The sequence below is a fragment of the Streptomyces sp. WG5 genome, from assembly GCF_049974565.1.
In the GTDB taxonomy this organism is placed as follows: domain Bacteria; phylum Actinomycetota; class Actinomycetes; order Streptomycetales; family Streptomycetaceae; genus Streptomyces.
This window is the reverse complement of record NZ_JBNGGC010000042.1, coordinates 1-26,771: the sequence shown is the minus strand read 5'-3', so window position 1 is coordinate 26,771 and position 26,771 is coordinate 1. Positions and strand designations below refer to the sequence as shown.

Genomic DNA, 26,771 nt, shown 5'->3' with positions numbered 1-26,771 from the left:
GCCCACCGAGGACGCAGCCCGCCGCGAGTCCGCCCACCGAGGACGCGCCCACCGAGGACGCGCCCACCGAGGGCGCCCCCACCTCCACCGGGAGGCCCCCACCCCACCGCCGGAGGCCCCCGCACCACCGCCGGAAGCCCGCCGCTATCCCACACGTCATGTCCCCGTAACCATCGATTCAGACAGCCTTGCGACGCTCGCCGAATGAAGCCGACCGTGCCGGAGCCACCAGGAGCAGCGCATCACGCGCCTTCCGACGCGCCTGTCCTGCGCGTGGCGCGGAAGAATGGGTTCATGAGGCAGCCGAACACCCAGGCAGAGGTCCAGCACACGCAGCCCTCCGTGGGCTCCATCGCCGCGCACCGCCCGCACACCGTGGCCGCCACGGTCTCCGACCTGGAGCCCGACATCGATGCCGACCTCGACGGGTACGAGGAGTCGGAGGAGTCCCAGGCCGGCGGCGCCCAGCTCCCGCAGGGCCGCTTCCTGGACCGCGAGCGCAGCTGGCTCGCGTTCAACGAACGGGTACTCGAGCTCGCCGAGGACCCGAACACCCCGCTCCTCGAGCGCGCGAACTTCCTCGCGATCTTCGCCAGCAACCTGGACGAGTTCTTCATGGTCCGCGTCGCCGGCCTCAAGCGCCGCATCGCGACCGGTGTCGCCACCCGCTCCGCCTCCGGGCTCCAGCCCCGCGAGGTCCTGGAGATGATCTGGGCGCGCTCCCGGGAACTCATGGCCCGGCACGCCGCCTGCTTCCACGAGGACGTCGCCCCGGCGCTCGCCGAGGAGGGCATACACCTGGTCCGCTGGAACGAACTCGCGGAGAAGGAGCAGGCCCGCCTCTTCACCCTCTTCCGGCACCAGATCTTCCCGGTCCTGACCCCCCTCGCGGTCGACCCGGCGCACCCCTTCCCGTACATCTCGGGCCTCTCCCTCAACCTCGCGGTCGTCGTACGCAACCCCGTCACCGGCCATCGCCACTTCGCCCGCGTCAAGGTCCCGCCGCTGCTCTCCCGCTTCCTGGAAGCGTCCCCGGGCCGCTACGTCCCCATAGAGGACGTCATCGCCGCCCACCTCGAAGAGCTCTTCCCCGGCATGGAGGTGCTGGAGCACCACGCCTTCCGCCTCACCCGCAACGAGGACCTCGAAGTGGAGGAGGACGACGCCGAGAACCTCCTCCAGGCGCTCGAGAAGGAACTCATGCGGCGCCGCTTCGGCCCGCCCGTACGCCTCGAGGTCGAGGAGTCGGTCGACCGCGAGGTCCTGGACCTCCTGGTCCGCGAGCTGAAGATCGGCGAGGCCGAGGTCTACCCGCTCCCCGGCCCCCTCGACCTCACCGGCCTCTTCCGCATCGCGGGCATCGACCGGCCCGAGCTGAAGTACCCGAAGTTCGTCGCGGGCACCCACCGTGACCTGGCCGAGGTCGAATCGGCCTCCGCGCCGGACGTCTTCGCCGCCCTGCGCAGCCGCGACGTACTCCTCCACCACCCGTACGACTCCTTCTCGACCTCCGTCCAGGCCTTCCTGGAGCAGGCCGCCGCCGACCCCGACGTCCTCGCGATCAAGCAGACGCTGTACCGCACCTCGGGCGACTCCCCGATAGTCGACGCGCTCATCGACGCGGCCGAGTCCGGCAAGCAGGTCCTCGTCCTGGTCGAGATCAAGGCCCGCTTCGACGAGCACGCGAACATCAAGTGGGCCCGCAAGCTGGAGGAGTCCGGCTGCCACGTCGTCTACGGGCTGGTCGGCCTGAAGACCCACTGCAAGCTGTCGCTGGTGGTCCGCCAGGAGGGCGAGACGCTGCGCCGCTACAGCCACGTCGGCACCGGCAACTACCACCCGAAGACGGCCCGCCTCTACGAGGACCTGGGCCTGCTCACCGCGGATCCGCAGGTCGGCGCGGACCTCTCCGACCTGTTCAACCGCCTCTCCGGCTACTCCCGCCGCGAGACCTACCGCCGCCTCCTCGTCGCGCCCAAGTCCCTGCGCGACGGCCTGGTGTCCCGGATCCACAAGGAGATCCAGCACCACCGCGCCGGCCGCCCCGCGTACGTCCGCATCAAGGTCAACTCGATGGTCGACGAGGCCGTGATCGACGCCTGCTACCGCGCGTCCCAGGCCGGTGTCCCGGTGGACGTGTGGGTGCGCGGCATCTGCGCGCTGCGCCCGGGGGTGACGGGCCTGTCGGAGAACATCCGGGTCCGTTCGGTCCTCGGCCGTTTCCTCGAACACTCGCGTGTCTTCGCCTACGGCAACGGCGGCGAGCCGGAAGTCTGGTTCGGCAGCGCCGACATGATGCACCGCAACCTCGACCGCCGGATAGAGGCGCTGGTCCGGGTCACCGACCCGGCCCATCGGTCGGCCCTCAACCGGCTGCTGGAGACCGGCATGTCCGACGGGACCGCCTCCTGGCACCTCGGCCCGGACGGTGAGTGGACCCGGCACGCGACCGATGCGGACGGCCAGCCCCTGCGCAACATCCAGGAGATGCTCATAGACGCCCGGAGGCGCCGGCGTGGCACAGCGACACCTTGAACCGACGGACCCCACGACCGCCGCCGGGCCGCCGGCACCCGCGGACGTGGACGCCCTCACGAACTACCTGCGCGCCCAGGCCACGGAGTTCCTCCGCGCCCTGCGCCTGCACCGCGAGTCGGGCACGGGGGCGGGCGCCGGGGGCAACGCGAACGGTGCGCACGGCACCGGCAGGGCGCCCGGGTCCGGCGACCCCGACGGCCCCGTCGACGCCGTCCGTGCCCTGCGCCGGGCGGCCCGCCGCCTCAGCGCCACCCTGCACACCTTCCAGCCGCTGCTGGATCCGGACTGGGCGGAGGGCATGCGCCCCGAGCTGGCCTGGCTGTCCGGCACGCTGGCGATGGAGCACGGGTACGCGTCCCGTCTGGAGCGCCTGCTCCAGGCCCTGCACCGGCTGTCGGGGTCGGCGGCGTTCCCGGCCCAGCAGCCGGCCGGCCGGGCCGTGTCCGTCACCGGGCCCGCCGCCCAGCCGGCACCCCCGGACCGCGGCAACCTCACCGTCGGCGCGGCCAAGGCGGGCGCGCTGCTCGACCGCCAGCTGACCCTGGCCCGCACCCGTGCGCACTCCACCGCCCTCCAGGCGCTGGGCAGCAGCCGCTTCCACGCGGTCGCCGACAAGGTCGCCTTACTGGCCAGCGAGGTCCCGCTGAGGGCCACCGGTTCCGCCGCACCCGGAACCGCGCCGACCACCGCGGCCGGCCCGGCCACATCCGCATCCCCAGCCACCACGGGCATCGCGGGCGCCACCGCCTCCCCCACCGACCTCCGCCCCCTGGCCGCCGCCGCGGCCGCCCGCCTCTCCGACGCGGTGGCCGCGCTCCCCCTCGTCACCGCGGGGAGTCCGTACAACGCGGAGGCACTGATCCACGGCCTCTCCCCGAACCCGGTCCCCCACCCCCAGGACGCCCCGTGGCATCAGGTCCGCCTGCTGCTGCGCCTGCACCGGTACGCGCTCGAAGTGCTGGCCGGCGACGACGCCGGGAACACCGACGACGTCGTGGACGTCCGTCTGCTGGCCGCCGGCGAGGCCCTGGACCGCCACCGCGACGCCTCGGAGGCCGCGGCGGCCGCGGCCCAGGCCGCCCGTACGCCGCGCATCGCCCCGGCGACGGCGTACGCGCTCGGCGTGCTCCACGCCGACCAGCGGCATGAGGTGGAGGCGGCGAGGTACGCGTTCCAGCACAGCTGGCGCAAGGAACCCGTCAGCCTGCCGTAGGCCGGGGCCCCGCACCCAGGACCGACACCGCACACGAGACAGGCGCCGCACCCCGGACCCACGCCACGCCACGCACGAGACAGGCCCCGCACCCCGGACCCATGCCACGCACGAGACAGGCCCCGCACCCCGGACCCATGCCACGCACGAGACAGGCCCCGCGCCCGGCACCGGCATCGGACGGGCGCGGAAGCCGGCCCTCTCGTCGGCGCGCCCTGCTTGCGACACACCCGGCCGGAACCGCACCGTGTCCTTGACGTAAGCGTTCCGTGACCTCACCGCACCGTCCACAGGGGTTCACCCCCCGTTCATTTACGCCCATTGGCGCCTTCACCTGTTCTGCCTAATTTCGGCCTTAGCCGATACGGGGCGCATCCCGAAAACGTGTCCGTATCGCCCAGCCTCACCCAGTCTTGATCGTCTTCAACGCCACTCCTCGCACGCCGCCGGATTCAGGACGGCGGCTCCTGGAAGGAACTCCCTCAGTGAAGCTTCAGCGCATGAACCGGCGGGCCCTCGCTCTCGGTGCTCTCGCCGTCTCCGGCGCCCTGGCCCTCACGGCGTGCGGCTCCGACGACACCGGCGGCAACAGCAGCGGCGGTGACGCCAGCGCCGCCGCCAACAGCAACATCAAGTGCGAGGACGCCAAGGGCCAGCTCCAGGCCTCCGGCTCGTCCGCGCAGAAGAACGCGATCGACGCCTGGGTCAAGCAGTACGTCGCGGCCTGCAAGGACGTACAGCTCAACTACAACCCGACCGGCTCCGGCGCGGGCATCACCGCGTTCCTCCAGGGCCAGACCGCCTTCGCCGGCTCGGACTCGGCGCTGAAGCCGGACGAGATCGCGAAGTCCAAGGAAGTCTGCAAGGACGGCCAGGCCATCGACCTGCCGATGGTCGGCGGCCCGATCGCCGTGGGCTTCAACGTCCCCGGCGTCGACACGCTCGTCCTGGACGCCGCGACGCTCGCCCAGATCTTCGACAGCAAGATCACCAACTGGAACGACGAGGCGATCGCCAAGCTCAACCCCGAGGCCAAGCTGCCCGACCTCAAGATCCAGGCCTTCCACCGCTCGGACGAGTCCGGCACCACGGACAACTTCACCAAGTACCTGAAGGCCGCCGCGCCCGAGGACTGGAAGTACGAGGGCGGCAAGTCCTGGGAGGCCAAGGGCGGCCAGTCCGCACAGGGCTCCTCGGGCCTCGCCCAGCAGGTGAAGCAGACCTCCGGCGCCATCTCGTACTTCGAGCTGTCGTACGCCAAGGACGGCGTGAAGACCGTCGACATCAAGACCGAGGCCGCCGAGCCGGTCAAGGCCACCGTCGACAACGCCACCGCCGCCATCGGCGCGGCCAAGGTCGTCGGCACCGGCAAGGACCTCGCGCTGGAGCTGGACTACACGCCGAGCGCCGACGGTGCCTACCCGCTGGTCCTCGTCACCTACGAGATCGTCTGCGACAAGGGCAACAAGGCCGAGAGCCTGCCCGCCACCAAGTCCTTCCTGAACTACATCGCCTCGGAGGACGGCCAGGGCCTGCTGAAGGACGCCGGCTACGCCCCGATGCCGACCGAGATCATCACCAAGGTCCGCGACACCATCTCGGGCCTGAGCTGACCCGAGTGCGGTCCGGCCTCCACGCGGGGGCCGGACCGCACCGTCCGGTGCACCGCCGCCAGGAGCCCCCGAGACGGGGCGGTTCCGCCCGAGCCGCCGCGTAGGACGGCTCCGCAGACCGGAGAACCCGATGGACATCACCACTGATCCCCACAAGCCCGCACCAGCACCCGTACCGCAGCAGCCCTCCGAGGCCGAGGCCAAGCGCGCCGCGCGCGGCGCCACCCGCCCCGGCGACCGGATCTTCCTCGGGCTCTCCCGCGGCTCCGGCATCCTCGTGCTGGTCATCATGGCCGCCATCGCGGCCTTCCTCACCTACCGCGCCTCGATCGCCATCGGCGAGAACGAGGCCAACTTCTTCACCACCTTCGAGTGGAACCCGACCGGCATGCCGCCGGAGTTCGGCATCGCGGTCCTGGCCTTCGGCACCGTCGTGTCGTCGGTCATCGCCATGGCCGTCGCGGTCCCGATCGCGGTCGGCATCGCCCTGTTCATCACGCACTACGCGCCGCGCAAGCTGGGCGGCCTGATCGGGTACGTGATCGACCTGCTCGCCGCCGTGCCCTCGATCGTCTACGGCCTGTGGGGCGCGCTCGTCCTCGTGCCGCACATGGAGGGGCTCTTCGGCTGGCTGGACGACTACCTCGGCTGGACCGGCATCTTCGAGTGGAACGACGGCGCGCCGCGCTCGCTGTTCACCGTGGGCATCCTGCTCGCGATCATGATCCTGCCGATCATCACCAACGTCAGCCGTGAGGTCTTCCGGCAGGTCCCGCGCATGCACGAGGAAGCCGCCCTGGCCCTCGGCGCCACGCGCTGGGAGGTCATCCGCATGTCGGTGCTGCCCTTCGGCCGCTCCGGCGTCATCTCCGCCTCGATGCTGGGCCTCGGCCGCGCGCTCGGCGAGACGATGGCCGTGGCGATGGTGCTCTCCTCCAGCTTCGAGATCAACCTCAGCCTGCTCGACACGGGCGGCGGCACCTTCGCCCAGAACATCGCCAGCAAGTTCAACGAGGCGAGCGAGATGGGCCGTGACGCGCTGATCGCCTCCGGTCTCGTCCTCTTCGTCATCACCCTGCTGGTCAACGGCGCGGCCCGGATGATCATCGCCCGCCGCAAGGAGTACTCGGGGGCCAACGCATGAGCAACGCAACCCTTACCCCCAGGAACGGCAGCTCGCTGCGCGGCGCCACGCTGCCCAAGTGGTTCCTCTGGGCGGTCGCCGCCGGCTCGATCGCCGCCGGGCTGGGCATCAGCGCCGCGGCCGGGCTGAACAGCAGCATCCAGTGGGCCCTGATGGCCGCGGTCCTCTTCGTCCTCGGCACGTACGTCATCTCGGCGCGCGTCGAGGGCGGACGGCAGGCCAAGGACCGCGTGGCGACCAGCATGGTCTGGGTCGCGTTCATCGTGGCCGTGGTCCCGCTGGCCTCCCTGGTCTGGGCGACCGTCAAGCGCGGCGTGAAGGTCCTCGACGGCTACTTCCTCACCCACTCGATGGGCGTGGTGGCCGACGCCGAGGTGGGCGGCGGTATCTACCACGCCATCCTCGGCACCCTGGAGCAGGTCGGCATCGCCGCGGTGATCTCCGTGCCGGTCGGTGTGCTGACCGCGATCTACCTGGTCGAGTACGGGCGCGGCAAGCTCGCCAAGGCCGTCACCTTCTTCGTCGACGTCATGACGGGCATCCCGTCGATCGTCGCGGGTCTGTTCATCCTCAGTACGTGGATCCTGATGCTGGACATGGGCCCGTCCGGTTTCGCCGGTTCGCTGGCCCTGTCGATCCTGATGATCCCGGTGGTCGTCCGCTCCACCGAGGAGATGCTCAAGCTCGTCCCGAACGAGCTGCGCGAGGCGTCCCTGGCGCTCGGCGTGCCGAAGTGGCGCACGATCCTGAAGGTGGTCCTGCCGACGTCGATCGGCGGCATCACCACCGGCGTCATGCTGGCCATCGCCCGCATCACCGGCGAGACGGCCCCCGTGCTGCTGCTGGTCTGGGGCACGGACTTCATCAACGCGAACCCGTTCCAGGACGCGCAGGAATCGCTGCCGATGTACATCTATCTGCAGTACTCCAACAGCGGCGGCGCCGGCGCGGCGTACGACCGTGCGTGGGCGGCGGCCCTGACGCTCATCGCGTTCATCATGGTCCTCAACCTCGTGGCCCGCGGTATCGCCCGCTGGAAGGCCCCGAAGTGACATCTATGCGGCTCAGCCGCACGGCCGGCCGCTGACGCGGCCAAGGCGAAGACAGTCAGCGACCCGAAAGAAGCAGTGATTCCCATGGCCAAGCGCATAGATGTCAGCGGCCTCAACGCCTACTACAGCTCCTTCCTCGCCATCGAGGACATCTCGATGACCGTCGAGCCCCGCTCGGTGACGGCCTTCATCGGCCCGTCCGGCTGCGGCAAGTCCACGTTCCTGCGCACGCTCAACCGCATGCACGAGGTCACGCCCGGCGGCCGCGTCGAGGGCAAGGTCATGCTCGACGACGAGAACCTCTACGGCGCGGGCATCGACCCGGTGGCCGTGCGGCGCGAGGTCGGCATGGTCTTCCAGCGGCCGAACCCGTTCCCGACCATGTCGGTGTACGACAACGTCGCCGCCGGCCTGAAGCTCAACGGCAAGTTCAAGAAGTCGGAGCTGGACGACGTCGTCGAGAAGTCCCTGCGCGGCGCCAACCTCTGGAACGAGGTGAAGGACCGCCTGAACAAGCCGGGCTCCGGCCTCTCCGGCGGTCAGCAGCAGCGCCTGTGCATCGCCCGCGCGATCGCGGTCGAGCCGAACGTCCTGCTCATGGACGAGCCCTGCTCCGCCCTGGACCCGATCTCCACCCTCGCCATCGAGGACCTGATCGGCGAGCTGAAGGAGCGCTTCACGATCGTCATCGTGACGCACAACATGCAGCAGGCGGCGCGCGTCTCGGACCGTACGGCGTTCTTCAACCTGGCGGCGGTCGGACAGCCCGGCAAGCTGATCGAGATCGACGAGACGGAGCGCATCTTCTCCAACCCGTCGGTCCAGGCCACGGAGGACTACATCTCGGGCCGCTTCGGATAGCCCGAACCCGATCCCCTCGCGGTGCTGCATGGCGGTGCCACCGCGAGGAGCACAAAGGGCCCGCCCCCGGTTCACCGGGGGCGGGCCCTGTCCGCTTCGTCGGGCCGGCCCGGGCGGTCGCGGCCGCACGCCGCACCCGTCGGCACCGGGCCGCGCGGTCCGGCCCCGGATCACAGCCGTGCCGGGCCCCGCTACAGGAACGCCAGGTTCACGACCCAGAACGAACACGCGGCCACCACCGCGGCCGCCGGCATCGTGATGAACCAGCCCACGATGATGTTCCGGGCGACGCCCCACCGCACGGCGTTCACCCGCTTCGTCGCGCCCACGCCCATGATCGAGGACGTGATGACGTGCGTCGTCGAGATCGGCGCGTGGAACAGGAACGCCGACCCGAACATGATCGACGCGCCCGTCGTCTCCGCGGCGAACCCCTGCGGCGGATCCAGCTCGATGATCTTCCGGCCCAGGGTCCGCATGATCCGCCAGCCACCCGCGTACGTCCCCGCGGACAGCATCAGCGCGCAGGCGACCTTCACCCACACCGGAATGGGGTCGCCGTAGTCCTCGACGTCGGCGATGACCAGCGCCATCACCACGATGCCCATCGTCTTCTGCGCGTCCTGCAGGCCGTGGCCCAGCGCCATGCCGGCCGCCGACACCGTCTGCGCGATCCGGAAGCCCCGCTTGGCCTTGTGCGGGTTGGACCGCCGGAAGATCCACATGATCGCGGTCATCACCAGGTACCCGGCGAGCAGGCCGATCACCGGCGACACGAACATGGGGATGACGATCTTGTCGACGACCCCGTGCCAGTACACGGTCGTGCTCCCGGCGAGGGCCGCCCCGACCATGCCGCCGAACAGCGCGTGCGAGGAGGACGAGGGAAGACCGAAGTACCAGGTGATGAGGTTCCAGACGATCGCGCCCACGAGCGCGGCGAAGAGGATCCCCATCCCCTTCGAGCCCTCGGGGGTCTCGATCACCCCCTCGCTGACGGTCTTGGCGACCCCGGAGCCCATGAACGCGCCGGCGAGGTTCATGACCGCGGCCATGGCGAGCGCCGCCCGGGGCGTCAGCGCACGCGTCGACACGGACGTCGCGATCGCGTTCGCCGAGTCGTGGAAACCGTTGGTGTAGGTGAAGAAGAGCGCGACCCCGATGGTCACGACCAGAGCGAAGGTGTCCATGAAGGGGTCAGGACTCCTTGACCGCGATGGTCTCCACCGTGTTCGCCACGTGCTCGAAGGCGTCGGCCGCCTCTTCCAGGACGTCCACGATCTGCTTCAGCTTCAGCACCTCGATGGCCTCGTACTTGCCGTTGAAGAGGTGGGCGAGCAGCTTCCGGTGGATCTGGTCGGCCTGGTTCTCCAGCCGGTTGACCTCGATCCAGTACTCGGTGAGGTTGTCCATCGTGCGCAGACTGGGCATGGCCTCGGCGGTCAGTTCGGCGGCCCGTGCCAGCACCTCGATCTGCTGCTCGACGCCCTTGGGCAGTTCCTCGATGTTGTAGAGGACGACCAGGTCGACGGCCTCCTCCATGAAGTCCATGATGTCGTCGAGGGAGGATGCGAGGTTGTAGATGTCCTCGCGGTCGAAGGGCGTGATGAACGAGGAGTTCAGCTGGTGGAAGATCGCGTGCGTGGCGTCGTCACCTGCGTGTTCGGCGGCCCGCATACGCTCTGCGATCTCGGCCCGGGCGGATGCGTCCGCCCCGAGCAGTTCCATCAGGAGCTTGGAGCCCGTGACGATGTTGTCCGCGGAAGCGGCGAACATGTCGTAGAAGCTCGTCTCCCTGGGGGTCAGACGAAAGCGCACGTGGGGTCCTCGGGGTGCATCGGTTTCGGTCAGGCTGATGCTAGGCGCATCATCCGGCCACTGCTAACGGGCCGTCCTCCAGTGTCGCCCATCAGGCAGAGTGATGAGCAGGGGGGCGACGTCGGCGTCCCGGCAAGGGCCCCCTACCCCGCGAAGTTCGTTACGATATACCCGCCAGGGGTATATGTCCGCTATCTGCCCCGACTCCGCACACGCTGCCCAGACAACAGGAGGACGCGATGACGACCACTGAGGCCGGCGCAGGTGCGCCCTCCCCCGCCGTGGACGCGGTGCCGACGGCGGACGGGACGGACCCGGTGACCGATCACGACCGCGGTGTGCACGGTTACCACAAGCAGAAGGACGAGCACCTCAAGCGCCTGCGCCGCATCGAGGGCCAGATCCGCGGCCTGCAGCGGATGGTCGACGAGGACGTGTACTGCATCGACATACTCACGCAGGTGTCCGCCTCCACGAAGGCGTTGCAGTCCTTCGCCCTGCAGCTGCTGGAGGAGCACCTGCGCCACTGCGTCGCCGACGCGGCCGTCAAGGGGGGCGCCGAGATCGACGCGAAGGTGGAGGAGGCGACGAAGGCGATCGGCCGTCTGCTGCGCACGTGACCGGCACCGGCGGGACCGCCGCCGCCGGCCGCCGGCGCGTCCGCCGCCGGCCGGCCCCTTACCGGCCGGCCGCGCGGCACTGCCTGGCCGGTCCGCGCCCTTACTCGTCGGTCCGCGCCCTTACTGGCCGGTCCCGCCCGCTTACTGGCCGGTCCCGCGCTCCTCGGCGACCCGCAGCACCTCGTCGATGCTCTCCAGGCTCAGCCGCTCCCGGGCGGCCGACGCCGCGATGATCAGCTCGCCGCACAGCTCGATCTCGGCGAGGGCCACGTGGTCCTGAACCGCCGTACCGCCGACCGGAGCCACGCGCGTCACCTCGTCTCTGCCGTCACCGGCTTCCTAGAGTAGGGAGCGGCCTACACACCGCGCATGGCACGGAAGGGCTAGTCCTTGCCGCCCGCCACCGCTCCCGCGCCCGCGCCCGCCCCCGCGCCGGACGCCTCCGCCGAGCCCTCCGCCGAGCCCTCCCCCGGCCCGTCCGCCGAAGCCTCCCCCGGCCCGTCCGGCGACCCTTCCCCCGGCTCCGCCGCGATCTTGCCGGCGTAGATGTCCTGCTCCTCGGGCAGCCGTACGCGGACGGCGGCGCCGAAATCGAAGAGCAGCGTCGTCGAGGTGACGGCCACGGTCCCCTCGTCCCGCCCGTTGGCGAAGCTGAAGCGGTGCCGGACCTTGCGGATGCGGCCCTCGTCGTCGAGGTAGACGTCGAACGGCACCTCGGCGGTGGCGAACCCCTCGGCCGCCGCGGCCAGCGCCTTCCTGTTGCCGTCCGAGGCGTCCCGGGCCGCCCGGGCGAGGTCGGCGGTCCCCCGGTAGTGCCGTACCGGGGTCCCCGCGAGTTCCGTCCGCCCCACGTACGTCGCCGTCCGCGTCCCCAGCAGCACCTCGGCGGCGGCGAGCGGGTCCGTGGCCCCGCCGGTGACCAGGTTCCCGTCGGACAGCGAGGCGGTGTCCACCCGCACCCACTTGTCGTCGGGCACGCCGGCCCCGCGGTTCTTCATGAACAGGGCGCCCGGTGCGAGCAGTTCGGTGATCGGCCGGTGCTCGCTCGCCCCCGCGGGGTCCTGCGGCAGCCGTACCTTCAGCCGCCCGAGCCGCCCGTCGAAGTCGTACACGCCCTCGCCGCGGATGGTCACCCGCGTCCCGCCGCTGGCCATCTCCATCGCGGTACGCGTCTTGGCGCTTCCGGCGGCCACCAGCCGGCCGGCGGCCCGGTGCAGTACGGCGACCGGATCGCCGTCACCCGCCTCCTGGGCTCCGCCCGCTCCCTGCACGGCGGCTCCCAGCCCGGAACACGCGCCCCCGGCCAGACACACACAGACCACGCCCTGGGCGAGGACGAGGCGCCCGCCCACCCTCCTACTGCGCCGCTTCCTCTCCCATCGGTCCATCGCCACCTACTCCAGCCGTCACACCCGTTCCGGTCCCCCTGCCGTCCCGGTTAACGAGGGGCAGGCGACGCCGGTAACGTTGTGGGCGTGGCGCAGCAGGAAGGTCTCGAAGCTCCTCAGGATGTCCCGGAACACCTCACGACGACCGTCGAACAGGGCCCCTTCTGCCTGGCCCGCTGCACCTGCGGCTGGCGGGGTCCGGCCCGCAGGGCCAGGAGCCAGGCCCGCACCGACGCCCGGACGCACGCGCAGGCCTGACCCCGGGTCAGGTCTGCACCACCCCGCTGAACGACGAAGACGCGGCCCGGCACCCGGCGCTTCTCGAGCACCGGGACGACCCGGACCGCGTCCTCACCCACGTCCTCAGCTGCCCGAACGCGCTGCGGGCATCCTCAGGAGCGGCCTCACGCGGCGAGATCCCGCTCCTCCGCTCCGGCACTCTCCTGGCGAGCCCCCGGGATCACGGCACTCCGCCCGGCGGCGTCGTCCCGCCCCCGCGCGCTGATCAGCCACCCGGCCCGCGGCGACCGCTCCACGGCCCGCGTCACCGGCACGAGCAGGGCCATGGCGACCGGCGACAGCAGCAGCGCGACGGCCGTACCGAGGGCGAAGCCGCCGATGACGTCCGTCGGGTAGTGCACACCCATGTAGACACGGATGAAACCGCCGAACACCGCCAGCACCATCGCGGCGAGCCCGAACTTCCGGTTGGCGACGAACAGGGCGACGGCCAGGGCCATGCAGAGCGTCGCGTGGTCGCTCACGAAGGAGAAGTCCTCCTTCCCCGCGACGAGCACCTCCAGCCCCTCATGGGTCTTGAACGGCCGTGGCCGCTCGACGAATCCCCGTATCGGCACGTTGACCAGCACCGCGACGCCGGCCGCGAGTGGCGCCCACACCAGGGCCGCCACGTTCGAGGCCGCATCCTCGTGGTCCCGCCGGCGCCCGGACCACCAGCACCACATCACCAGCAGCACGATCGCGAACAGCAGTCCGTACTCACCCACGAACTCCATGACCCGGTCGAACCAGTGCGGTGCGTCCTTGGCCAGGCCGTTGATGTCGTAGAGCAGCTCGACGTCGGGGTTCGACCCGGATTCGGCGAGTCCAGCCATGGTGCTGCGGCCCCTTCGTCTTTTCCTCCGGCGCGCCGAGCGCACGCCTCTTCTGCCACCCCCGTGGTCGTAGATCCGCCGGAACCGAACGGTCCGCACACCTACACGTGAACAGGAACGCACGACCCCCGTTGATACGTTCCACACTCCACCGAATGATCACGCAGACGTTATCGAAGAGAAACACGTCGTCGCAGCTCAGGGCATGGGTTCACGCTGCGTTCAAACCATGGCATTCACACCGTGGTGGGCAGCGCTTTCGCGCCATCTTCGGTCACCCGGGTGGCCCCGAAGTAGTCGGGGGTGTCGATCGGGTCGAACCGGATCACAGCACCCGGCCTCGGCGCGTTGATCATGTATCCGCCTCCCACGTACATCCCCACATGTCGGATGGCCCGGGAGTTGGTGAGGTCGTCCGAGAAGAACACCAGGTCGCCGGGGAGCAACTCGTCCCGGCCCGGGTGCGGCCCCGCGTTGTACTGGTCGTTCGCGACCCGGGGCAGCTTGATCCCCACGCTCTCGTACGCCGCCTTGGTCAGCCCGGAGCAGTCGAACCGCCCGCCCTGGTCGGCCGTGCCGTTCCCGCCCCACAGGTAGGGCGTGCCGAGCTTCTTCTGCGCGTAGGCGATGGCCCCCGCCGCCTGCTCGGAGGGGTCGACCCGGGTGGTGGGCGCGGCGAAGCTCTCCGCGAGCGTCATGATCGTCTTTACGTAGTTCTGTGTCTCCTCGTACGGCGGCACGCCCTGGTACTTGATCACCGCGTAGGGCCCCGCGTTGTAGGCGGCGAGCATGTTCTCGGCCGGGTCCCCGGGCACGTCCTTCACGTACGACGCGAGGGAGCAGTCGTACAGCGCCGCCGACGGGATGGCGTCGTTCGGGTCCCACACGTCCCGGTCGCCGTCCCCGTCCCCGTCGACCCCGTGGGTGGCCCACGTCCCGGGGATGAACTGCGCTATGCCCTGCGCCGCCGCATGGCTCTGCGCCCGCGGGTTGAAGCGGCTCTCCTGGTAGAGCTGGGAGGCGAGCAGTGCCGGGTTGATGGCGGGACAGGCATTGCCCCACTTCTGCACGAGCGGCTGGTACGCCGCGGGCACCGAGCCCTTGGCGAGCTTCTTCGACCCGCCGCCGGTGCCGCCGGCGAGGTTCCCGGCGGTGACGTAGACGCCCACGACGAGCAGCATCACGAAGCCCATCCCGAGGGCGGCCCCGACACCGGCCCCGACCCACATCTTGCGCATGGCCCAACCCTCCCCCATGTCCGGGCCGTTCAATAACACTTTCCGGCCATGTCGGCACCGTTTCGGGCCCGCCCCTCAGCGAATGGCGCGTTTGCGCCCCACCGGGCGCCACCGGACAGCGCCCGCCGCGAACGCCGTCGGGACCGCCGCCCCGGTCACCGCCGGCACTCCGCCCACAGCAGCTTGCCGCCCTTCGAGGCACCGAGCTCGCGCAGCACCGACACGCCCACGGCGTCCGCGCAGGCCCGCACCAGATGCAGACCCCGGCCGCTCTCGGCGTCCTCCGACGCCACGGCGCAGGGCTCCCCTTCACGGAAGCCCGGCGGCACCCGCCAGTCGCTGTCCCACACGCCGACCCGCAACCGGCCCGGCTCCCGCGACAGGATGCGCAGGGAGTAGGGACCAGCGGTGTGCAGGTGGGCGTTGGCGAGCAGCTCGGCGGCCAGCAGTTCGGCGGTGGGCGTCAGCTCCTCGAGACCGTGCGCGGCGAGGGTGGCGCGCAGGGTCGTGCGGGCGATCCCCGGTGCGCGTGGATCGTGCGGGAGGTGGAGGGTGTAGCCCCAGGACGGGTTTACGGTGGCCATGGAAGTCTCCGTTCACAGAGAAGAGTTGGGGACTCTCATTCCTTTGCCCAGTGGCATGCCGGTCCGTCGGCCGGTGCGCTTCTGGGCGGTGAGGCGCCACAACTGAAGCTAGCACCGCGGGATATGTTCTTTATCCCATTCGGAGCTATAACTACTTCTTCCACCTGAGTGGGTGACAAGTGGTACGGAGGAGTGACGGGCATGGCCGTGAGAAGCAACCCCACAGCGCGACAGCTCCGCTTCGGTGCCGAGCTCCGCAAGCTGCGCGAACACGCCGGCTTGACCTCGACGGAAGCGGCACGCCTCCTCGGCATCAAGCAGGCCCAGGTCAGCAACATGGAAACGGGTCGCCTGCCGGTGAGCGCCGACCGCGTACGCACTCTGGCGTGCCAGTACGAGTGCCCCGACAAGGACCTCGTCGAAGCACTCGCGGGAATGACCGGTGAGCGTCGGCGGGGCTGGTGGGAGGAGTACCGGAACATCCTTCCGCCGGGACTACTGGACCTGGCCGAGCTGGAGCATCACGGAACCGCGCTGCGCACCGCCCACACCTCCGGCATCCCGGGCCTGCTCCAGACGCTGGACCACGCCCGCGAGGTGTTCCACCAGGTCGTCCCCGACCTGTCACCTCCGGAGGTGGAGCATCGGGCCTCGTTTCGCATCAAGCGCCAGGCGGTTCTGTTCCGCAAGGACCCGATCCCCTACCGCGCGATCATTCACGAGGCCGCCCTTCACATGCGTTTCGGCGGCCGGGACGTGGCGAAGCGACAGCTCAAGCACCTGATCAAAATGAGCGAGCACCCCAACATCTCGGTCCACGTCATCCCCTTCGAAGCGGGTGGCTATCCAGGTGCGGGGCAGCCCGTCTACTACGTGCACGGCCCCGTACCGCCGCTCGACACGGTCCAACTCGACCAATCGCACGGCATCGCCCTGCTGGACGCGGAAGCCCAGCTGAACAAGTACCGCGTGGTCCTGGACCGCCTCATGTCCCTCAGTTTGATCGAGCTGGAGTCCCGGGCCCTCATTCACCACATCAGCCAGACGATCTGAGAGGTAGTCATGCAGCTCATCCAGTGGCAGAAATCCACCTACTGCGGCGAAGGCGAATCCTGCATTCACGTCACGGCAACAGCCGGGGCCGTCCATCTCACCGAGAGCAGCGACCCCACCGGCTCCATACTCACCGCCACCCCCGCTGCCTTCGGCGCCCTGCTCACCGCCGTGAAGTCGAACGCCCGGCCGACGGCCATCCAGGTCTCCTTCACTCACGAGGATGACGGCGACACCCCCGTACGCATCCACGACACCGCGGCCACCGGAACGGTCGTCACGACGGATCGTCAGAAGTGGGAGGCCTTCGCACTGGGCGTGCGGGCGGGCGAGTTCGACCACTTCGCGGAAGGGCTCAACGACGCAAACGGACACCAGGTCGCACTCCAGCATCGTTGCCCGGCGTAACGGAACGTGATACACAGAGTGACCATACGACTCTTTACATACCGGTTCGCGCCACCCCGTTAGGGCCTGGCGCGGGCCGGTGGCAAGCTATTCGTACGAAACCCGCCAATCAATGACGCCAAGTCGACATACGACGGCGTCATCGTCAGCGACAATGATGCCTGACCTCTGCACGTCCGCAGAGGGCGCGGAACTACCCAACAGGGGCGGTGACTTACATGCTCTTTGCGGCCGACGAGGGAGACATCAACACCATCATCGGGGGGATCGCTCCGGACTGGGGCCCCTTCGGCAGCCTGGGCACCGAGGCCAAGATCATGATCGAGGTGGTGATGGCCGTCGCCATCCTGCTCTGCCTCGGCATCGCGATCTGGGGTGCCGCCAAGCAGCGCATCGGTGCCACCGCGCTCCGCGACACCTTCAGCGCGGAGCAGGGCAAGGGCCTCATCATCGCGGGCCTGACGGGCGTGTTCATCATCGGCTCGCTCGGCACGCTCTTCACCATCGTGTACGGGATGGCCGTGTAGCCCGACACACGCGCCCCCTTTCCTCCTCCATCCCACCCGTCCGTCGTGCCAACCGGCTGAGGTTGCGTTTCTCTGATGTCGAGTCACCACACCGCGTCCGCGCGAGGACCAGCACGGCTACCGTCGTACTGCTACGGCAGACACGACGTCGAGGGGGCGTACGCGGCATGAGTCTCGGAGACGATCACCAGTCCTCCGGTGGTTACGGCGGCACCGGTCAGACACGGACCCGGCTGCCCGACGGGGGCGGCGACGGTTACGGCGGCCCCCGGCGCGGCGGCCGCTCGTCGTCGCGCAGCCTGGTCACCGTGGTCGGCGTCGTCGTCCTCCTCATCGCCGCGATCGCCCTCGCGAACCGTGGAGGAGACGATTCCTCATCCTCGGACGACGCGGCCGAGGACAAGCCGAAGACATCGGCGACAGCGCCCTCCGGAACCCTGCCGGTGCAGTCGGGCTTCGCCCACGACGAGCAGGGGGCGCAGAGCGCGGCGGCGAACTACGCGGTGGCGTTGGGCTCGGCCGACATGTTCGACAAGGCCAAGCGAGACCCGATCCTGCGGGCCATCATCGTTCCTTCCAGGGTGGCCGATTTCGAGGCCACCCTGGACAAGGCATACAGTCCGACATTCAACAAGAATGTCGGACTGAACGAGGACGGATCCACCCCGAAGGGCTACACCTTCGTGTCCCGTACCAGCCCGATCGGCACCAAGGTCACCGAAGCCTCGGCCGACAATGCGACCGTCGAGGTCTGGTGCAGCGGTCTACTCGGACTCGCGGGTCAGAACTCCACTGCCCCGGTCACGAACAGCTGGTTCACCATCACCATGAAGCTTCAGTGGCTTGATGGTGACTGGAAGATCACGACGCACTCCCAGAAGGACGGCCCGGCGCCGATTCCCGGAGACGACAGGGCTTCCAGCGCCGACGAGATGGCGAAGGCCGTCCAGGAGTACGGAGGGTTCACGTATGCCCGCTAACCGCCGCGTACTTGGACTGGCCGGCGTCGTCGCAGCCGTACAGGCCGCGTCGTTCCTCTTCGCCGCCCGTGCCTTCGCCGCACCCACCCCTTCGCCCACTCCGAGTGATGACCCCTGCGATCTGATCCACGGCCCCGCCAAGGACTACTGCGAACGCGGCGAAGGCGGCGGCTCCACCGGAGGCTCCGGCAGCCAGAACTTCGACCCCAGCACCTCCGTCGACCCCCTCTCCTCCCTCGCCAAGGGCTTCGCCGACGCCGCCGCGTGGACCGTCGAGACCCTCAGTGACGCCGTGAAGAACACCGCCGAGGTCGACTTCACGAACGGAACGTTCCTCAAGCAGTACGCCATCGTCTTCGGGGCGTCGGCGATCCTCACGCTGATCCTCTGGCTGCTGGCGGTCGCCAAGCGCGCCATGCGCGGCGTCCCCTTCACCACCGCGCTCTCCGAGGCCGTCGGGTTCCTCTGGCTGACCGTCCTGGCCTCGGCCTTCACGCCGCTGATCCTGTACACGGTCGTGTCCGCGACCGACGCCGTGACCGATGTCCTGGCCAAGGGCACCGGGGACCAGACGGACACCTTCTTCGGCACGTTCTCCCAGGCGCTGGAGCAGGGCGACGACATCGGCGGCGGCCCCATCATGCTGATCCTGGTGTCGTTCGTGTCGATCATCGCCGCGGGTGTCCTCTACCTGGAGCTCTACCTGCGGGCCGTCCTCCTCTACGTCGGCGCGCTGCTCGGTGTCGTCGTCTACGCCGGCCTGGTCGACAAGAACCTGTGGGGGCACGTCCGCCGCTGGGCGGGCATCATGATCGCCGTGATCATGGTCAAGCCGGTGATCGTCATCGTGCTGGGCCTCGCGGGCGCGCTGACCACGGAGGAGGGGCCCGACTCCGTCGCCGCCATCGTCTCCGGCCTCGCGATCATCCTGCTCGCGATCTTCGCCTCGGCGATGATCTACCGCTTCGTCCCCGGCTTCGGCGACGAGATCGCGAACAGCCGCAACAACCGCATCATGCAGGGCGCCGAGGGCAAGGCCGCGGCCGTGATCAGCTCCCCTGCGAACCTGGTCGCCCAGGGCATCAGAACCCACAGCACCCGCCACAACGGCAACGGCGGAGGCGGCCAGTCCGCCTCCGCCTCGGCGCCCCGCCCCTCGAACCCGGCCTCCGGCGGGGTCGCCGCGCACAGCTCGCGCCCCGCGAACGGCAGCGGCGGAAGTGTCCCCTCCGCCGCACCCGCACCGCGCTCCGGCAGCCCGGTGAACACGCCCCACGCCGGCAACACCCGTAACAGCCTTAAGAAGAGCACAGGAGGTGACGGGCGTTGACGACCGAGTCCCACGTGTCCCATCCGGTCACGCCCCGCCGTACGTATCTGATCGGCCGCGCCCGGCCGAACGCGATCGTCGGCCGCAATCGCGAGACCGGTGAGATCGCGCTGATCGTCGTCGGCGCGTTCCTCGGCATGATGTGCGGGCTCCTCGTCCCCGTCCTGACCCTGCGCATCGTGCTGCTCGTCGGCTTCCCGATGCTCGCGCTGGCCGCCGTCTACGTGCCGTACAAGCACCGGACGTTCTACAAGTGGTTCGAGATCAACCGCAGCTACAAGCGGACGCTCCGCCGCGGCACCACCTACCGTTCCGGCGCCATCGAGGCCGGCACCGGCATCGACGGGCGGGAGGTCGAGATCGGCCCGCCGCCCGGCATCGGCCGCATCAGCTGGCTGGCGGCGCCCTTCGGGCCGGACGAGATCGCCGTACTGCTGCACGCCGACCGCAAGACCGTCACCGCCGCGATCGAGATCGAGGGGCCCGGCGTCGGCCTGCGCGACTCCGAGGACCAGGAAGCCCTCGTCGACCGCTTCGGCACCCTGCTCAAGCACGTGGCCAACGGCGACGGCTTCGTCACCCGCATCCAGATGCTCGCCCGCACCCTCCCGGCCGACCCCGACGCGCACGCCAAGGACGTCGCCCAGCGCGGCGACGACAAGGCGCTGCCGTGGCTGCAGCAGTCGTACGACCAGCTCCAGTCGATGGTGTCCACCAGCAGCGAGCAGCACCGCGCCTACCTCATCGCCTGCATGCACTACACCCGCGAGCTGGCGGCCGAGGCCAACGCCATGGCCCGCGCCGCCCGCCCGCAGAACGGGCGCAAGCTGGACCGCGACGCCGGACTGGCGGTCGTGATGGCGCGCGAGCTGACCGACATCTGCTCCCGCCTCCAGGAGGCCGACATCCGGGTGCGCCAGCCGCTGGGCCAGGGCCGGCTCGCCTCGCTGATCCACGCGATGTACGACCCGGACCACCCCATCGACCACATCCAGGCGATGACCAAGCGCAACGCCTGGCCGGCCGAACTGGACGCCATGGAGCCGACCTTCCTCCAGGCCAAGACCCGGGAGTCCTCCACCCGCGCGCCCTGGTGCCACGCGACCGCCTGGGTGAAGGAGTGGCCGATGACCCCGGTCGGCGTGAACTTCCTCGCGCCGCTCCTCGTCCACACCCCGGACGTGATCCGGACGGTCGCCGTGACGATGGACCTCGAACCCACCGAGGTCGCCATCGAACGCATGCTGACCGAGAAGACGAACGACGACGCCGAGGCGTCCCGCGCCGCCAAGATGAACCGGACCGTCGACCCCCGCGACGTCGCCGCCCACGGCCGGCTGGACCAACGGGGCGAGGACCTCGCCAGCGGCGCCGCCGGCGTCAACCTGGTCGGCTACATCACGGTCTCCTCCCGCTCCCCCGAGGCGCTGGCCCGCGACAAGCGGACGATACGAGCCTCGGCCGGAAAGTCGTATCTGAAACTGGAGTGGTGCGACCGTGAGCACCATCGCGCCTTCGTGAACACGCTTCCGTTCGCCACCGGCATCCGAAGGTAGGGGCTGAGCCTGATGCGGGACCCGCTGTCCGTCCTCACCGACGCCTTCACGTCCTTCCTCTTCGGGAAGGTCGAGACGACCCGCCTCCCGGTCCGTACCTCCACGGGTCAGGCGCAGGCCGTCTACCTGCCGACCGCCGCACCCGGCCTCGGCGACTCCGGCGTGATCATCGGCCGCGAGGTCTACTCCGGCAAGGGCTACATCTACGACCCCTTCCAGCTGTACGGCCAGCAGCTCCCCGCCCCGCACTGGCTGGTGCTCGGGGAGTCCGGAAACGGCAAGTCGGCGCTGGAGAAGACGTACGTCCTGCGCCAGCTCCGCTTCAAGGACCGCCAGGTCGTCGTCCTGGACGCCCAGGGCGAGGACGGCGTCGGCGAGTGGAACCTCATCGCCGAGGAGCTGGGCATAACGCCCATCCGGCTGGACCCGATGGCCGCCCTGGACCACGGCATCCGGCTCAACCCCCTCGACCCGGCGATCACGACGACCGGGCAGCTGGCCCTGCTCCGCACCATCATCGAGGTCGCGATGGGGCACGGGCTGGACGAGCGCTCCGGCTTCGCCCTCAAGGTCGCGCACGCCTACGTCAACGAGACCATCGTCCAGCGCCAGCCGGTCCTCACCGACATCGTCGAGCAGCTCCGCCACCCCGAGCCGGAGTCGGCCGAGGCGATGAACGTCGCCATAGACGACGTACGGGCGTGGGGCCTGGACGTGGCGCTGGTCCTCGACCGCCTCGTCGACGGCGACCTGCGCGGCATGTTCGACGGCCCGACGACGGTCGGCATCGACCTCGACGCCCCCCTCATCGTCTTCGACCTGTCCCACATCGACCGCAACTCCATCGCCATGCCGATCCTCATGGCCATCGTCGGCGTGTGGCTGGAGCACACCTGGATCCGCCCCGACCGGAAGAAGCGCATCTTCCTGGTCGAGGAGGCCTGGCACATCATCAACAGTCCGTTCGTGGCGCAGCTGTTCCAGCGGCTGCTGAAGTTCGGGCGCCGGCTGGGTCTGTCCTTCGTGGCGGTGGTGCACCACCTGTCGGACGTCGTCGACGGAGCGGCGGCCAGAGAAGCCGCGGCCATCCTGAAAATGGCCTCCACCCGGACCATCTACGCCCAGAAGGCCGACGAGGCGCGGGCCACGGGACGCGTCCTGGGCCTGCCACGCTGGGCGGTGGAGATCATCCCCACCCTCACCCCCGGCATCGCGGTGTGGGACGTCAACGGCAACGTCCAGGTGGTCAAACACCTGATCACCGAGACCGAACGCCCCCTGGTCTTCACCGACCGCGCGATGACCGAGTCGTCCGCCGACTTCAACGACGACGCCCTGCGCGCCGCCGAGCTGGAGGCGGAGGAACGGGCGGCGGCCTTCGTGGAACAGCACATCGGCGAATCGACCGAATCGACGGTGGCGTAGGAAGACGGGGAGGTACCGAAGGCATGAGACCGGACGACCATCGCGGCCGGCGGCCGGACCAGCAGGGCGGCATCCCCGACGGGCTGCTGATCGGCATCCTCGCCTTCCTCCTCGGCATGACCCTGCTGGTGTGGACGGCGACCGGCCTCTCCGCCCTGTTCGCCCACGGCTCCTGGCCCTCCGGCGTCACCTTCACCGGCACGCCCCTGGCCATGCGCCACCTGCTCTCCGAACCCCACGACCTCCCCGGCGCCTGGCCGGACACCCCCGAGACGGCGCTCTCCGGGTACGGGCTGTTCTGGGGACTGTTCATCGGCCAGGTGATGGTGCTGGTGGTCCTGGCCGTTTTCGTGATGGGCACGGTGGCCCGGTGGCGGGCGGTACGGCAGCGGCGGCGCGCGGCGGAACCGACGGCGGACATACGAAGTCCGGAACCGGCCCCGGCCCCGTCCCCGGCCTCGCCTTCGACCGCGATCCCGGCCCCGGCTGCGGCCCCGTCCCCGGTCCCTGCCCCGGCCCCTGAACCGGAGGGGCGGCCGGACCCGGCGCACGTGCACGAGGTGCCGGCCCCGAGGGCGCCTCAACGGGAGACACCACCGGAGGAGAAGCCCCTGGCCCCGGCGGCCGACGGCCGACACATGCACGGCTGGGAAGCGCACCGCCCCGAAGGCGCGGTGCGCTACGGCGCGCCCGGCGCCCGCCGGTCGACCGCGAGCCAGGCCCTGCGCGACGCGGCAGGCCCCGCCCTCGTCATCACCTCGAACCCGGACCTCTGGTCGGACACCAAGGACGCCCGCGCGAAACTCGGCCCCTGCCACCTCTACGACCCGAACCACCTCTGCGACACCCCGGCCCGCCTCCACTGGTCCCCCACCGTGGGCTGCGAGGACAGGCAGACGGCCGTGAGCAGAGCCGCCGCGCTCCTCACCCCGGTCCGGCCGACCGCCCGGCTCGACCAGGCGGTCGGCGACACCGCCGAACTGCTGCTGCGCAGCTACCTCCACGCCGCCGCCGTCGACGGCCGCGCCGTCCGCCACGTCCACCGCTGGTCCCAGGGCCTCCAGATCCAGGACGCCGTACGCGTCCTCCGTACGAACCCCAAGGCCGCCCCCGGCGCGGCGGGCGAACTCGAAGGGGCCCTCACCGCCCACCCCGAACGCCGGGACATGGCCCAGCAGCTGACCACCCGGGCCCTGGCCGTTCTCTCGACGGTCAACATCCGCGAGGCATGCACTCCCAACCGAACTGATGCCCTCGCCTTGGATTCCTTCATCCACGAACAGGGAACCCTTTACGTGGTGGGTGAATCCATCGAAGACCCCCGGACGAGCCCGGGCGCGATGCCGCTGCTGACGGCGCTCGTCTCAAGCGTGGTCGAGCGCGGCCGGCGCATGGCCGAACGGTCATCCTCCGGTCGCCTCGACCCACCACTCACGCTCGTCCTGGACGACGTCGCCGCCGTGGCCCCGCTCCCCCAGCTCCCGGAGCTGCTGGCCACCGGCGCGGACCGGGGCATGCCCACCCTGGCCCTGCTCCGCTCCCGCGAACAGGGCCGGGCCCGCTGGCCCCACGACGAACTGCCGGTGTGACGTCAGCAGCCGCAGGAGGCCCGCGTCACCGCTCGACCACGAACTCCAGCTCGCAGCCCCCTGCCCCGCCCTCCAGCGTCACCGTCCGCCCGCTCGGCGCGAACCCTGCCTTCCGGTACGCACCCTGCGCCCGCCCGTTCTCCGCGTGCACGAAGAGCCGCACCCGCTCCAGGCCGCTCGCCCACGCCCACTCCAGCCCGGCGGCGAACAGCGCCTTCGTCAGCCCGCTGCCCCGCCACTCGGAACGTACGAACACCCCGACCACGTGCCCCTGCCGCCGCTCCACGGGGAACCCGGCCCAGTCCGTCGTACCGGCCTCCTCCACGATCACGGTCAGCGTGCCCAGCCACCGGCCTCCCGGCCCCTCCGCGACGATCTGCTGCACCCCGGAAGCACCCTCGGCGGCCTTCGCCGCCCGCTCCTGCCAGTAGGAGTCCGGCCGGTCCACGGCGTCGTCGTACGTCTCCAAGTACGCGAGATGCGCGACCGGGTCCCGCAGCGCACGCAGCCGCAGCTCCTTCACGGCCGGCCACTCGTCGGCACGTATGGAGCGGATCACGTAGTCACCGGGGGCGGAGGCACTCATGCGGGCCACCGTAATACCCGGGTACTACGCCCTCACCTGATATACGGCCTCCGGACGGACGTCCTCCGCGTCCGCACCCCCGACCATGGTCGGATGGAGCCCGTAAAGCCCGTCGCCGGTGAGCGAGCGGCGGAACCCCTGACCGAGTACGTGCAGCGCGTCAGCCGCCGCGCACGCGCCTTCGACCGCCGTCGTCCACTCGTCTGGGACCTGCACCTCACCGGTTTCTGGGTACTGGCCGCCCTGATCGACGCCTCTGGCGGCTGGCGCAACGTCGCCCACGACCCCGACGTACCCGCCGGCCTCGTCGTCGCCCTCAGCCTCGCCCTCTCCGTCCCCCTCCTGTGGCGTCGCAGCCATCCGCACGCCGCCCTCCTCGTCACGCTGCCCGCGGCCCTGGTCAACGCCTGGTCGGGCGCCGCCCTGCAGGCGGCACTGCTGCAGCTGCTCCTCGTCCACCACATCGCCCTGCGCCTGCCGCTGCGCAACCTGTGGTGGGCGGTGGCGCTGGTGACCGCCCCGGCCTGTGTCGCGGTCGCCCGGTACGGGGACGGCACGGGCTCCTGGAACCAGCAGATCGGCTCCCAGCTCCTCTCCGTCGGTGTGGCCGCCCTCATCGGGATCACCGTCCGCAGCCGTCGCGACTACACCGGGGCCCTGGAGGACCGCGCCCGCCGCCTGGAGACCGAACGCGACCAGCAGCTCCGGCTCGCCGCCGCCGCCGAACGCGCCCGCATAGCCCGGGAGATGCACGACATCATCGGCCACAACCTCTCCGTCATCACCGGCCTCGCCGACGGCGGCCGTTACGCCGCCGCCAAGTCGCCCGAACGCGCCGCCCAGGCCCTGGACGCCATCGCCACCACCAGCCGCCAGGCCCTGAGCGAACTGCGCCGTCTGCTCGACGTCCTGCGCGACGAGGACCAGGACGGCATCCAGGCCGCCGAACTGGCCCCGCAGCCCGCCCTCACCGACCTCGACCGCCTCCTCGACGGCGTCCGGAAGGCCGGCCTGCCCGTCCGTACGACCGTCGAGGGCCGGCCCACCCTTCCGGAGGGCCGCCAGCTCACGGTCTACCGCGTCATCCAGGAAGCCCTCACCAACACCCTCAAACACGCCGGCCCGGACGCCACCGCCCACATCGGCCTCTCCTACGAGACCGGCGGCGCCGTCACCCTCACCGTCACGGACACCGGCCGCGGCGGCCCGGCCCCCGGCCCCTCCGAAGGCCGCGGCCTGCCCGGGATGCGTGAGCGAACGTCCTTGTACGGCGGCACACTTGAGGCCGGCCCACGCCCAGGCCCCGAGCAGGGCTGGCGCGTCCACCTGCACCTACCGGAGGAACCCCCGCAGTGACCACCGTCCTCATCGCCGACGACCAGCCGCTCCAGCGCTTCGGCTTCCGGATGCTCCTGGAGAGCCAGGACGACATGACGGTCGTCGGGGAGGCGGCGGGCGGCGCGGAAGCCGCCCGTATGACGGCCGACCTCCACCCCGACGTCGTCCTCATGGACGTCCGCATGCCCAACCTCGACGGCATCGAGGCGACCCGTCGTATCGTCGCGGGCGGCGGCCGCACGCGGGTCCTCATCCTCACGACCTTCGACCTCGACGAGTACGCCTACGCCGGCCTGCGCGCCGGAGCCTCCGGTTTCCTCGTCAAGGACGCCCAGCCGGAGGAGCTGCTCTCCGGCGTCCGTGCGGTGGCCAGTGGCGACGCGGTGGTGGCCCCGGGCCTGACCCGTCGCCTGCTCGACGCGTACGTCCACCATCTGCCGGCCGCAGCAGCAGCAGCAGCGCAGGACGACTCCCCCGATCCCCGCCTGGCCTCCCTCACCGACCGCGAGAGCGAGATCCTCAGGGTCATGGGCCAGGGCTGGACCAACACGGAGATAGCGGAGCGCCTCCACCTGGCGGAGTCGACGGTCAAGACCCACGTGGGCCGCATCCTGGCCAAGACCGGCTCACGGGACCGGGTCCAGGCGGTGATCCTGGCGTACGACACGAAACTGGTGAAGCCGTCCTGAGGAGAAGGCCCCGGACGAAAAGGGCCGTGAACGCAGAAGACCCCGCACCGTTCCCGGTGCGGGGTCTTCTCGCAATGATTGTTCGGCGGCGTCCTACTCTCCCACA

26 protein-coding genes are annotated in these 26,771 nt (G+C 70.4%); 18 read left to right on the top strand and 8 right to left on the bottom strand.

The genetic code is table 11. The features are described from left to right. Positions 1-294: 294 nt before the first annotated feature. From ACP4IX_RS31910 to pstB, 6 genes are all read left to right on the top strand, one after another. A complete protein-coding gene (locus tag ACP4IX_RS31910) occupies positions 295-2,535 on the top strand; it encodes an RNA degradosome polyphosphate kinase (RefSeq protein WP_426557989.1) in 2,241 nt (746 codons plus the stop codon). Continuing rightward, positions 2,516-3,751, top strand: coding sequence for a CHAD domain-containing protein (locus tag ACP4IX_RS31905; protein WP_426525437.1), 1,236 nt, complete (start codon positions 2,516-2,518; stop codon positions 3,749-3,751). The genes ACP4IX_RS31910 and ACP4IX_RS31905 overlap by 20 nt, the downstream gene beginning before the upstream one ends. A 485-nt stretch (positions 3,752-4,236) precedes the next feature. Continuing rightward, entirely contained in the window at positions 4,237-5,364 is a 1,128-nt protein-coding gene (gene pstS / locus ACP4IX_RS31900; protein WP_426525439.1) for a phosphate ABC transporter substrate-binding protein PstS, read from the top strand. Between the two features lie 130 nt (positions 5,365-5,494). Beyond that, positions 5,495-6,508 carry a phosphate ABC transporter permease subunit PstC gene (pstC, locus tag ACP4IX_RS31895; protein ID WP_426557987.1) on the top strand — a complete coding sequence of 338 codons (1,014 nt, stop codon included), beginning with the start codon at positions 5,495-5,497 and terminating at the stop codon, positions 6,506-6,508. Continuing rightward, positions 6,505-7,560 (top strand): phosphate ABC transporter permease PstA, encoded by a 1,056-nt coding sequence (gene pstA, locus ACP4IX_RS31890; RefSeq protein ID WP_426525443.1) that lies wholly within the window; start codon positions 6,505-6,507, stop codon positions 7,558-7,560. Before pstC ends, pstA begins: the two co-directional genes overlap by 4 nt. Positions 7,561-7,644: 84 nt before the next feature. Further along, on the top strand, positions 7,645-8,421 hold the full coding sequence (pstB, locus tag ACP4IX_RS31885) for a phosphate ABC transporter ATP-binding protein PstB (RefSeq protein WP_055417635.1): 777 nt from the start codon (positions 7,645-7,647) through the stop codon (positions 8,419-8,421). Between the two features lie 191 nt (positions 8,422-8,612). Here the strand turns inward: pstB and pitH are convergent, their stop codons facing one another. Together pitH and ACP4IX_RS31875 are read right to left on the bottom strand one after the other, a co-directional pair. Continuing rightward, the gene (gene pitH, locus ACP4IX_RS31880; protein ID WP_398136049.1) at positions 8,613-9,611 is read right to left on the bottom strand and encodes a low-affinity phosphate transporter PitH; all 999 of its coding nucleotides are present in this window, start codon (positions 9,609-9,611) and stop codon (positions 8,613-8,615) included. A 7-nt stretch (positions 9,612-9,618) separates the two neighbouring features. Next, positions 9,619-10,239, bottom strand: coding sequence for a DUF47 domain-containing protein (locus tag ACP4IX_RS31875; RefSeq protein WP_355558929.1), 621 nt, complete (start codon positions 10,237-10,239; stop codon positions 9,619-9,621). Positions 10,240-10,478: 239 nt separating this feature from the next. On the opposite strand from ACP4IX_RS31875, the gene ACP4IX_RS31870 reads away from it, so the two are divergent. Next, the gene (locus ACP4IX_RS31870; protein ID WP_426525448.1) at positions 10,479-10,859 is read left to right on the top strand and encodes a metal-sensitive transcriptional regulator; all 381 of its coding nucleotides are present in this window, start codon (positions 10,479-10,481) and stop codon (positions 10,857-10,859) included. Positions 10,860-11,000: 141 nt separating this feature from the next. On the opposite strand, the gene ACP4IX_RS31865 is transcribed toward ACP4IX_RS31870, so the two are convergent. Together ACP4IX_RS31865 and ACP4IX_RS31860 are read right to left on the bottom strand one after the other, a co-directional pair. After that, positions 11,001-11,165: a hypothetical protein gene (locus tag ACP4IX_RS31865; protein ID WP_426525480.1), complete on the bottom strand. Its 165-nt coding sequence runs from the start codon at positions 11,163-11,165 to the stop codon at positions 11,001-11,003. Between the two features lie 77 nt (positions 11,166-11,242). After that, positions 11,243-12,247 carry a hypothetical protein gene (locus ACP4IX_RS31860; protein ID WP_426557984.1) on the bottom strand — a complete coding sequence of 335 codons (1,005 nt, stop codon included), beginning with the start codon at positions 12,245-12,247 and terminating at the stop codon, positions 11,243-11,245. A gap of 87 nt (positions 12,248-12,334) precedes the next feature. On the opposite strand from ACP4IX_RS31860, the gene ACP4IX_RS31855 reads away from it, so the two are divergent. Further along, entirely contained in the window at positions 12,335-12,505 is a 171-nt protein-coding gene (locus ACP4IX_RS31855; RefSeq protein ID WP_426525452.1) for a hypothetical protein, read from the top strand. 146 nt (positions 12,506-12,651) lie between these two features. Here ACP4IX_RS31855 and ACP4IX_RS31850 read toward each other — a convergent pair whose 3' ends face one another. From ACP4IX_RS31850 to ACP4IX_RS31840, 3 genes are all read right to left on the bottom strand, one after another. After that, complete coding sequence (locus tag ACP4IX_RS31850) at positions 12,652-13,362, bottom strand: phosphatase PAP2 family protein (RefSeq protein ID WP_426525454.1); 711 nt, start codon at positions 13,360-13,362, stop codon at positions 12,652-12,654. A 236-nt stretch (positions 13,363-13,598) separates the two neighbouring features. Beyond that, on the bottom strand, positions 13,599-14,618 hold the full coding sequence (locus tag ACP4IX_RS31845) for an NlpC/P60 family protein (protein WP_426557982.1): 1,020 nt from the start codon (positions 14,616-14,618) through the stop codon (positions 13,599-13,601). A gap of 137 nt (positions 14,619-14,755) precedes the next feature. Next, on the bottom strand, positions 14,756-15,184 hold the full coding sequence (locus ACP4IX_RS31840; protein ID WP_426525458.1) for an ATP-binding protein: 429 nt from the start codon (positions 15,182-15,184) through the stop codon (positions 14,756-14,758). A gap of 201 nt (positions 15,185-15,385) precedes the next feature. On the opposite strand from ACP4IX_RS31840, the gene ACP4IX_RS31835 reads away from it, so the two are divergent. The 8 genes from ACP4IX_RS31835 to ACP4IX_RS31800 all read left to right on the top strand — a co-directional run bounded on the left by ACP4IX_RS31835 (position 15,386) and on the right by ACP4IX_RS31800 (position 24,052). After that, complete coding sequence (locus tag ACP4IX_RS31835; protein WP_426557980.1) at positions 15,386-16,237, top strand: helix-turn-helix domain-containing protein; 852 nt, start codon at positions 15,386-15,388, stop codon at positions 16,235-16,237. A 9-nt stretch (positions 16,238-16,246) separates the two neighbouring features. Further along, on the top strand, positions 16,247-16,645 hold the full coding sequence (locus ACP4IX_RS31830; RefSeq protein ID WP_426525462.1) for a DUF397 domain-containing protein: 399 nt from the start codon (positions 16,247-16,249) through the stop codon (positions 16,643-16,645). 218 nt (positions 16,646-16,863) lie between these two features. Further along, positions 16,864-17,172, top strand: coding sequence for a hypothetical protein (locus tag ACP4IX_RS31825; protein WP_398136057.1), 309 nt, complete (start codon positions 16,864-16,866; stop codon positions 17,170-17,172). A 167-nt stretch (positions 17,173-17,339) separates the two neighbouring features. Next, on the top strand, positions 17,340-18,152 hold the full coding sequence (locus tag ACP4IX_RS31820) for a hypothetical protein (protein WP_426557978.1): 813 nt from the start codon (positions 17,340-17,342) through the stop codon (positions 18,150-18,152). Beyond that, positions 18,142-19,482 (top strand): hypothetical protein, encoded by a 1,341-nt coding sequence (locus ACP4IX_RS31815; RefSeq protein WP_426557976.1) that lies wholly within the window; start codon positions 18,142-18,144, stop codon positions 19,480-19,482. Before ACP4IX_RS31820 ends, ACP4IX_RS31815 begins: the two co-directional genes overlap by 11 nt. Beyond that, the gene (locus ACP4IX_RS31810; RefSeq protein WP_426525468.1) at positions 19,479-21,038 is read left to right on the top strand and encodes an SCO6880 family protein; all 1,560 of its coding nucleotides are present in this window, start codon (positions 19,479-19,481) and stop codon (positions 21,036-21,038) included. The genes ACP4IX_RS31815 and ACP4IX_RS31810 overlap by 4 nt, the downstream gene beginning before the upstream one ends. 12 nt (positions 21,039-21,050) lie before the next feature. Beyond that, the gene (locus ACP4IX_RS31805) at positions 21,051-22,463 is read left to right on the top strand and encodes an ATP-binding protein (protein ID WP_426525470.1); all 1,413 of its coding nucleotides are present in this window, start codon (positions 21,051-21,053) and stop codon (positions 22,461-22,463) included. A gap of 23 nt (positions 22,464-22,486) precedes the next feature. Beyond that, a complete protein-coding gene (locus ACP4IX_RS31800) occupies positions 22,487-24,052 on the top strand; it encodes a type IV secretory system conjugative DNA transfer family protein (RefSeq protein WP_426525472.1) in 1,566 nt (521 codons plus the stop codon). A gap of 25 nt (positions 24,053-24,077) precedes the next feature. On the opposite strand, the gene ACP4IX_RS31795 is transcribed toward ACP4IX_RS31800, so the two are convergent. Next, positions 24,078-24,638 carry a GNAT family N-acetyltransferase gene (locus tag ACP4IX_RS31795; protein WP_426557975.1) on the bottom strand — a complete coding sequence of 187 codons (561 nt, stop codon included), beginning with the start codon at positions 24,636-24,638 and terminating at the stop codon, positions 24,078-24,080. A 93-nt stretch (positions 24,639-24,731) separates the two neighbouring features. Here ACP4IX_RS31795 and ACP4IX_RS31790 point away from each other — a divergent pair, with 93 nt between their 5' ends. Together ACP4IX_RS31790 and ACP4IX_RS31785 are read left to right on the top strand one after the other, a co-directional pair. Further along, positions 24,732-25,994: a sensor histidine kinase gene (locus tag ACP4IX_RS31790; protein ID WP_426557973.1), complete on the top strand. Its 1,263-nt coding sequence runs from the start codon at positions 24,732-24,734 to the stop codon at positions 25,992-25,994. Continuing rightward, entirely contained in the window at positions 25,991-26,665 is a 675-nt protein-coding gene (locus ACP4IX_RS31785) for a response regulator (protein ID WP_426557971.1), read from the top strand. The genes ACP4IX_RS31790 and ACP4IX_RS31785 overlap by 4 nt, the downstream gene beginning before the upstream one ends. Positions 26,666-26,771 lie beyond the last annotated feature (106 nt).

Excerpts from the sequence above, each read along its gene's own strand:
- ACP4IX_RS31910 (WP_426557989.1), top strand. The coding sequence starts at position 295 with ATGAGGCAGCCGAACACCCAGGCAGAGGTCCAGCACACGCAGCCCTCC.
- pstC (WP_426557987.1), top strand. The coding sequence starts at position 5,495 with ATGGACATCACCACTGATCCCCACAAGCCCGCACCAGCACCCGTACCG.
- pstA (WP_426525443.1), top strand. The coding sequence starts at position 6,505 with ATGAGCAACGCAACCCTTACCCCCAGGAACGGCAGCTCGCTGCGCGGC.
- pstB (WP_055417635.1), top strand. The coding sequence starts at position 7,645 with ATGGCCAAGCGCATAGATGTCAGCGGCCTCAACGCCTACTACAGCTCC.
- pitH (WP_398136049.1), bottom strand. The coding sequence starts at position 9,611 with ATGGACACCTTCGCTCTGGTCGTGACCATCGGGGTCGCGCTCTTCTTC.
- ACP4IX_RS31870 (WP_426525448.1), top strand. The coding sequence starts at position 10,479 with ATGACGACCACTGAGGCCGGCGCAGGTGCGCCCTCCCCCGCCGTGGAC.
- ACP4IX_RS31860 (WP_426557984.1), bottom strand. The coding sequence starts at position 12,247 with ATGGACCGATGGGAGAGGAAGCGGCGCAGTAGGAGGGTGGGCGGGCGC.
- ACP4IX_RS31850 (WP_426525454.1), bottom strand. The coding sequence starts at position 13,362 with ATGGCTGGACTCGCCGAATCCGGGTCGAACCCCGACGTCGAGCTGCTC.
- ACP4IX_RS31845 (WP_426557982.1), bottom strand. The coding sequence starts at position 14,618 with ATGGGGGAGGGTTGGGCCATGCGCAAGATGTGGGTCGGGGCCGGTGTC.
- ACP4IX_RS31840 (WP_426525458.1), bottom strand. The coding sequence starts at position 15,184 with ATGGCCACCGTAAACCCGTCCTGGGGCTACACCCTCCACCTCCCGCAC.
- ACP4IX_RS31835 (WP_426557980.1), top strand. The coding sequence starts at position 15,386 with ATGGCCGTGAGAAGCAACCCCACAGCGCGACAGCTCCGCTTCGGTGCC.
- ACP4IX_RS31830 (WP_426525462.1), top strand. The coding sequence starts at position 16,247 with ATGCAGCTCATCCAGTGGCAGAAATCCACCTACTGCGGCGAAGGCGAA.
- ACP4IX_RS31825 (WP_398136057.1), top strand. The coding sequence starts at position 16,864 with ATGCTCTTTGCGGCCGACGAGGGAGACATCAACACCATCATCGGGGGG.
- ACP4IX_RS31820 (WP_426557978.1), top strand. The coding sequence starts at position 17,340 with ATGAGTCTCGGAGACGATCACCAGTCCTCCGGTGGTTACGGCGGCACC.
- ACP4IX_RS31815 (WP_426557976.1), top strand. The coding sequence starts at position 18,142 with ATGCCCGCTAACCGCCGCGTACTTGGACTGGCCGGCGTCGTCGCAGCC.
- ACP4IX_RS31805 (WP_426525470.1), top strand. The coding sequence starts at position 21,051 with ATGCGGGACCCGCTGTCCGTCCTCACCGACGCCTTCACGTCCTTCCTC.
- ACP4IX_RS31800 (WP_426525472.1), top strand. The coding sequence starts at position 22,487 with ATGAGACCGGACGACCATCGCGGCCGGCGGCCGGACCAGCAGGGCGGC.
- ACP4IX_RS31795 (WP_426557975.1), bottom strand. The coding sequence starts at position 24,638 with ATGAGTGCCTCCGCCCCCGGTGACTACGTGATCCGCTCCATACGTGCC.
- ACP4IX_RS31790 (WP_426557973.1), top strand. The coding sequence starts at position 24,732 with ATGGAGCCCGTAAAGCCCGTCGCCGGTGAGCGAGCGGCGGAACCCCTG.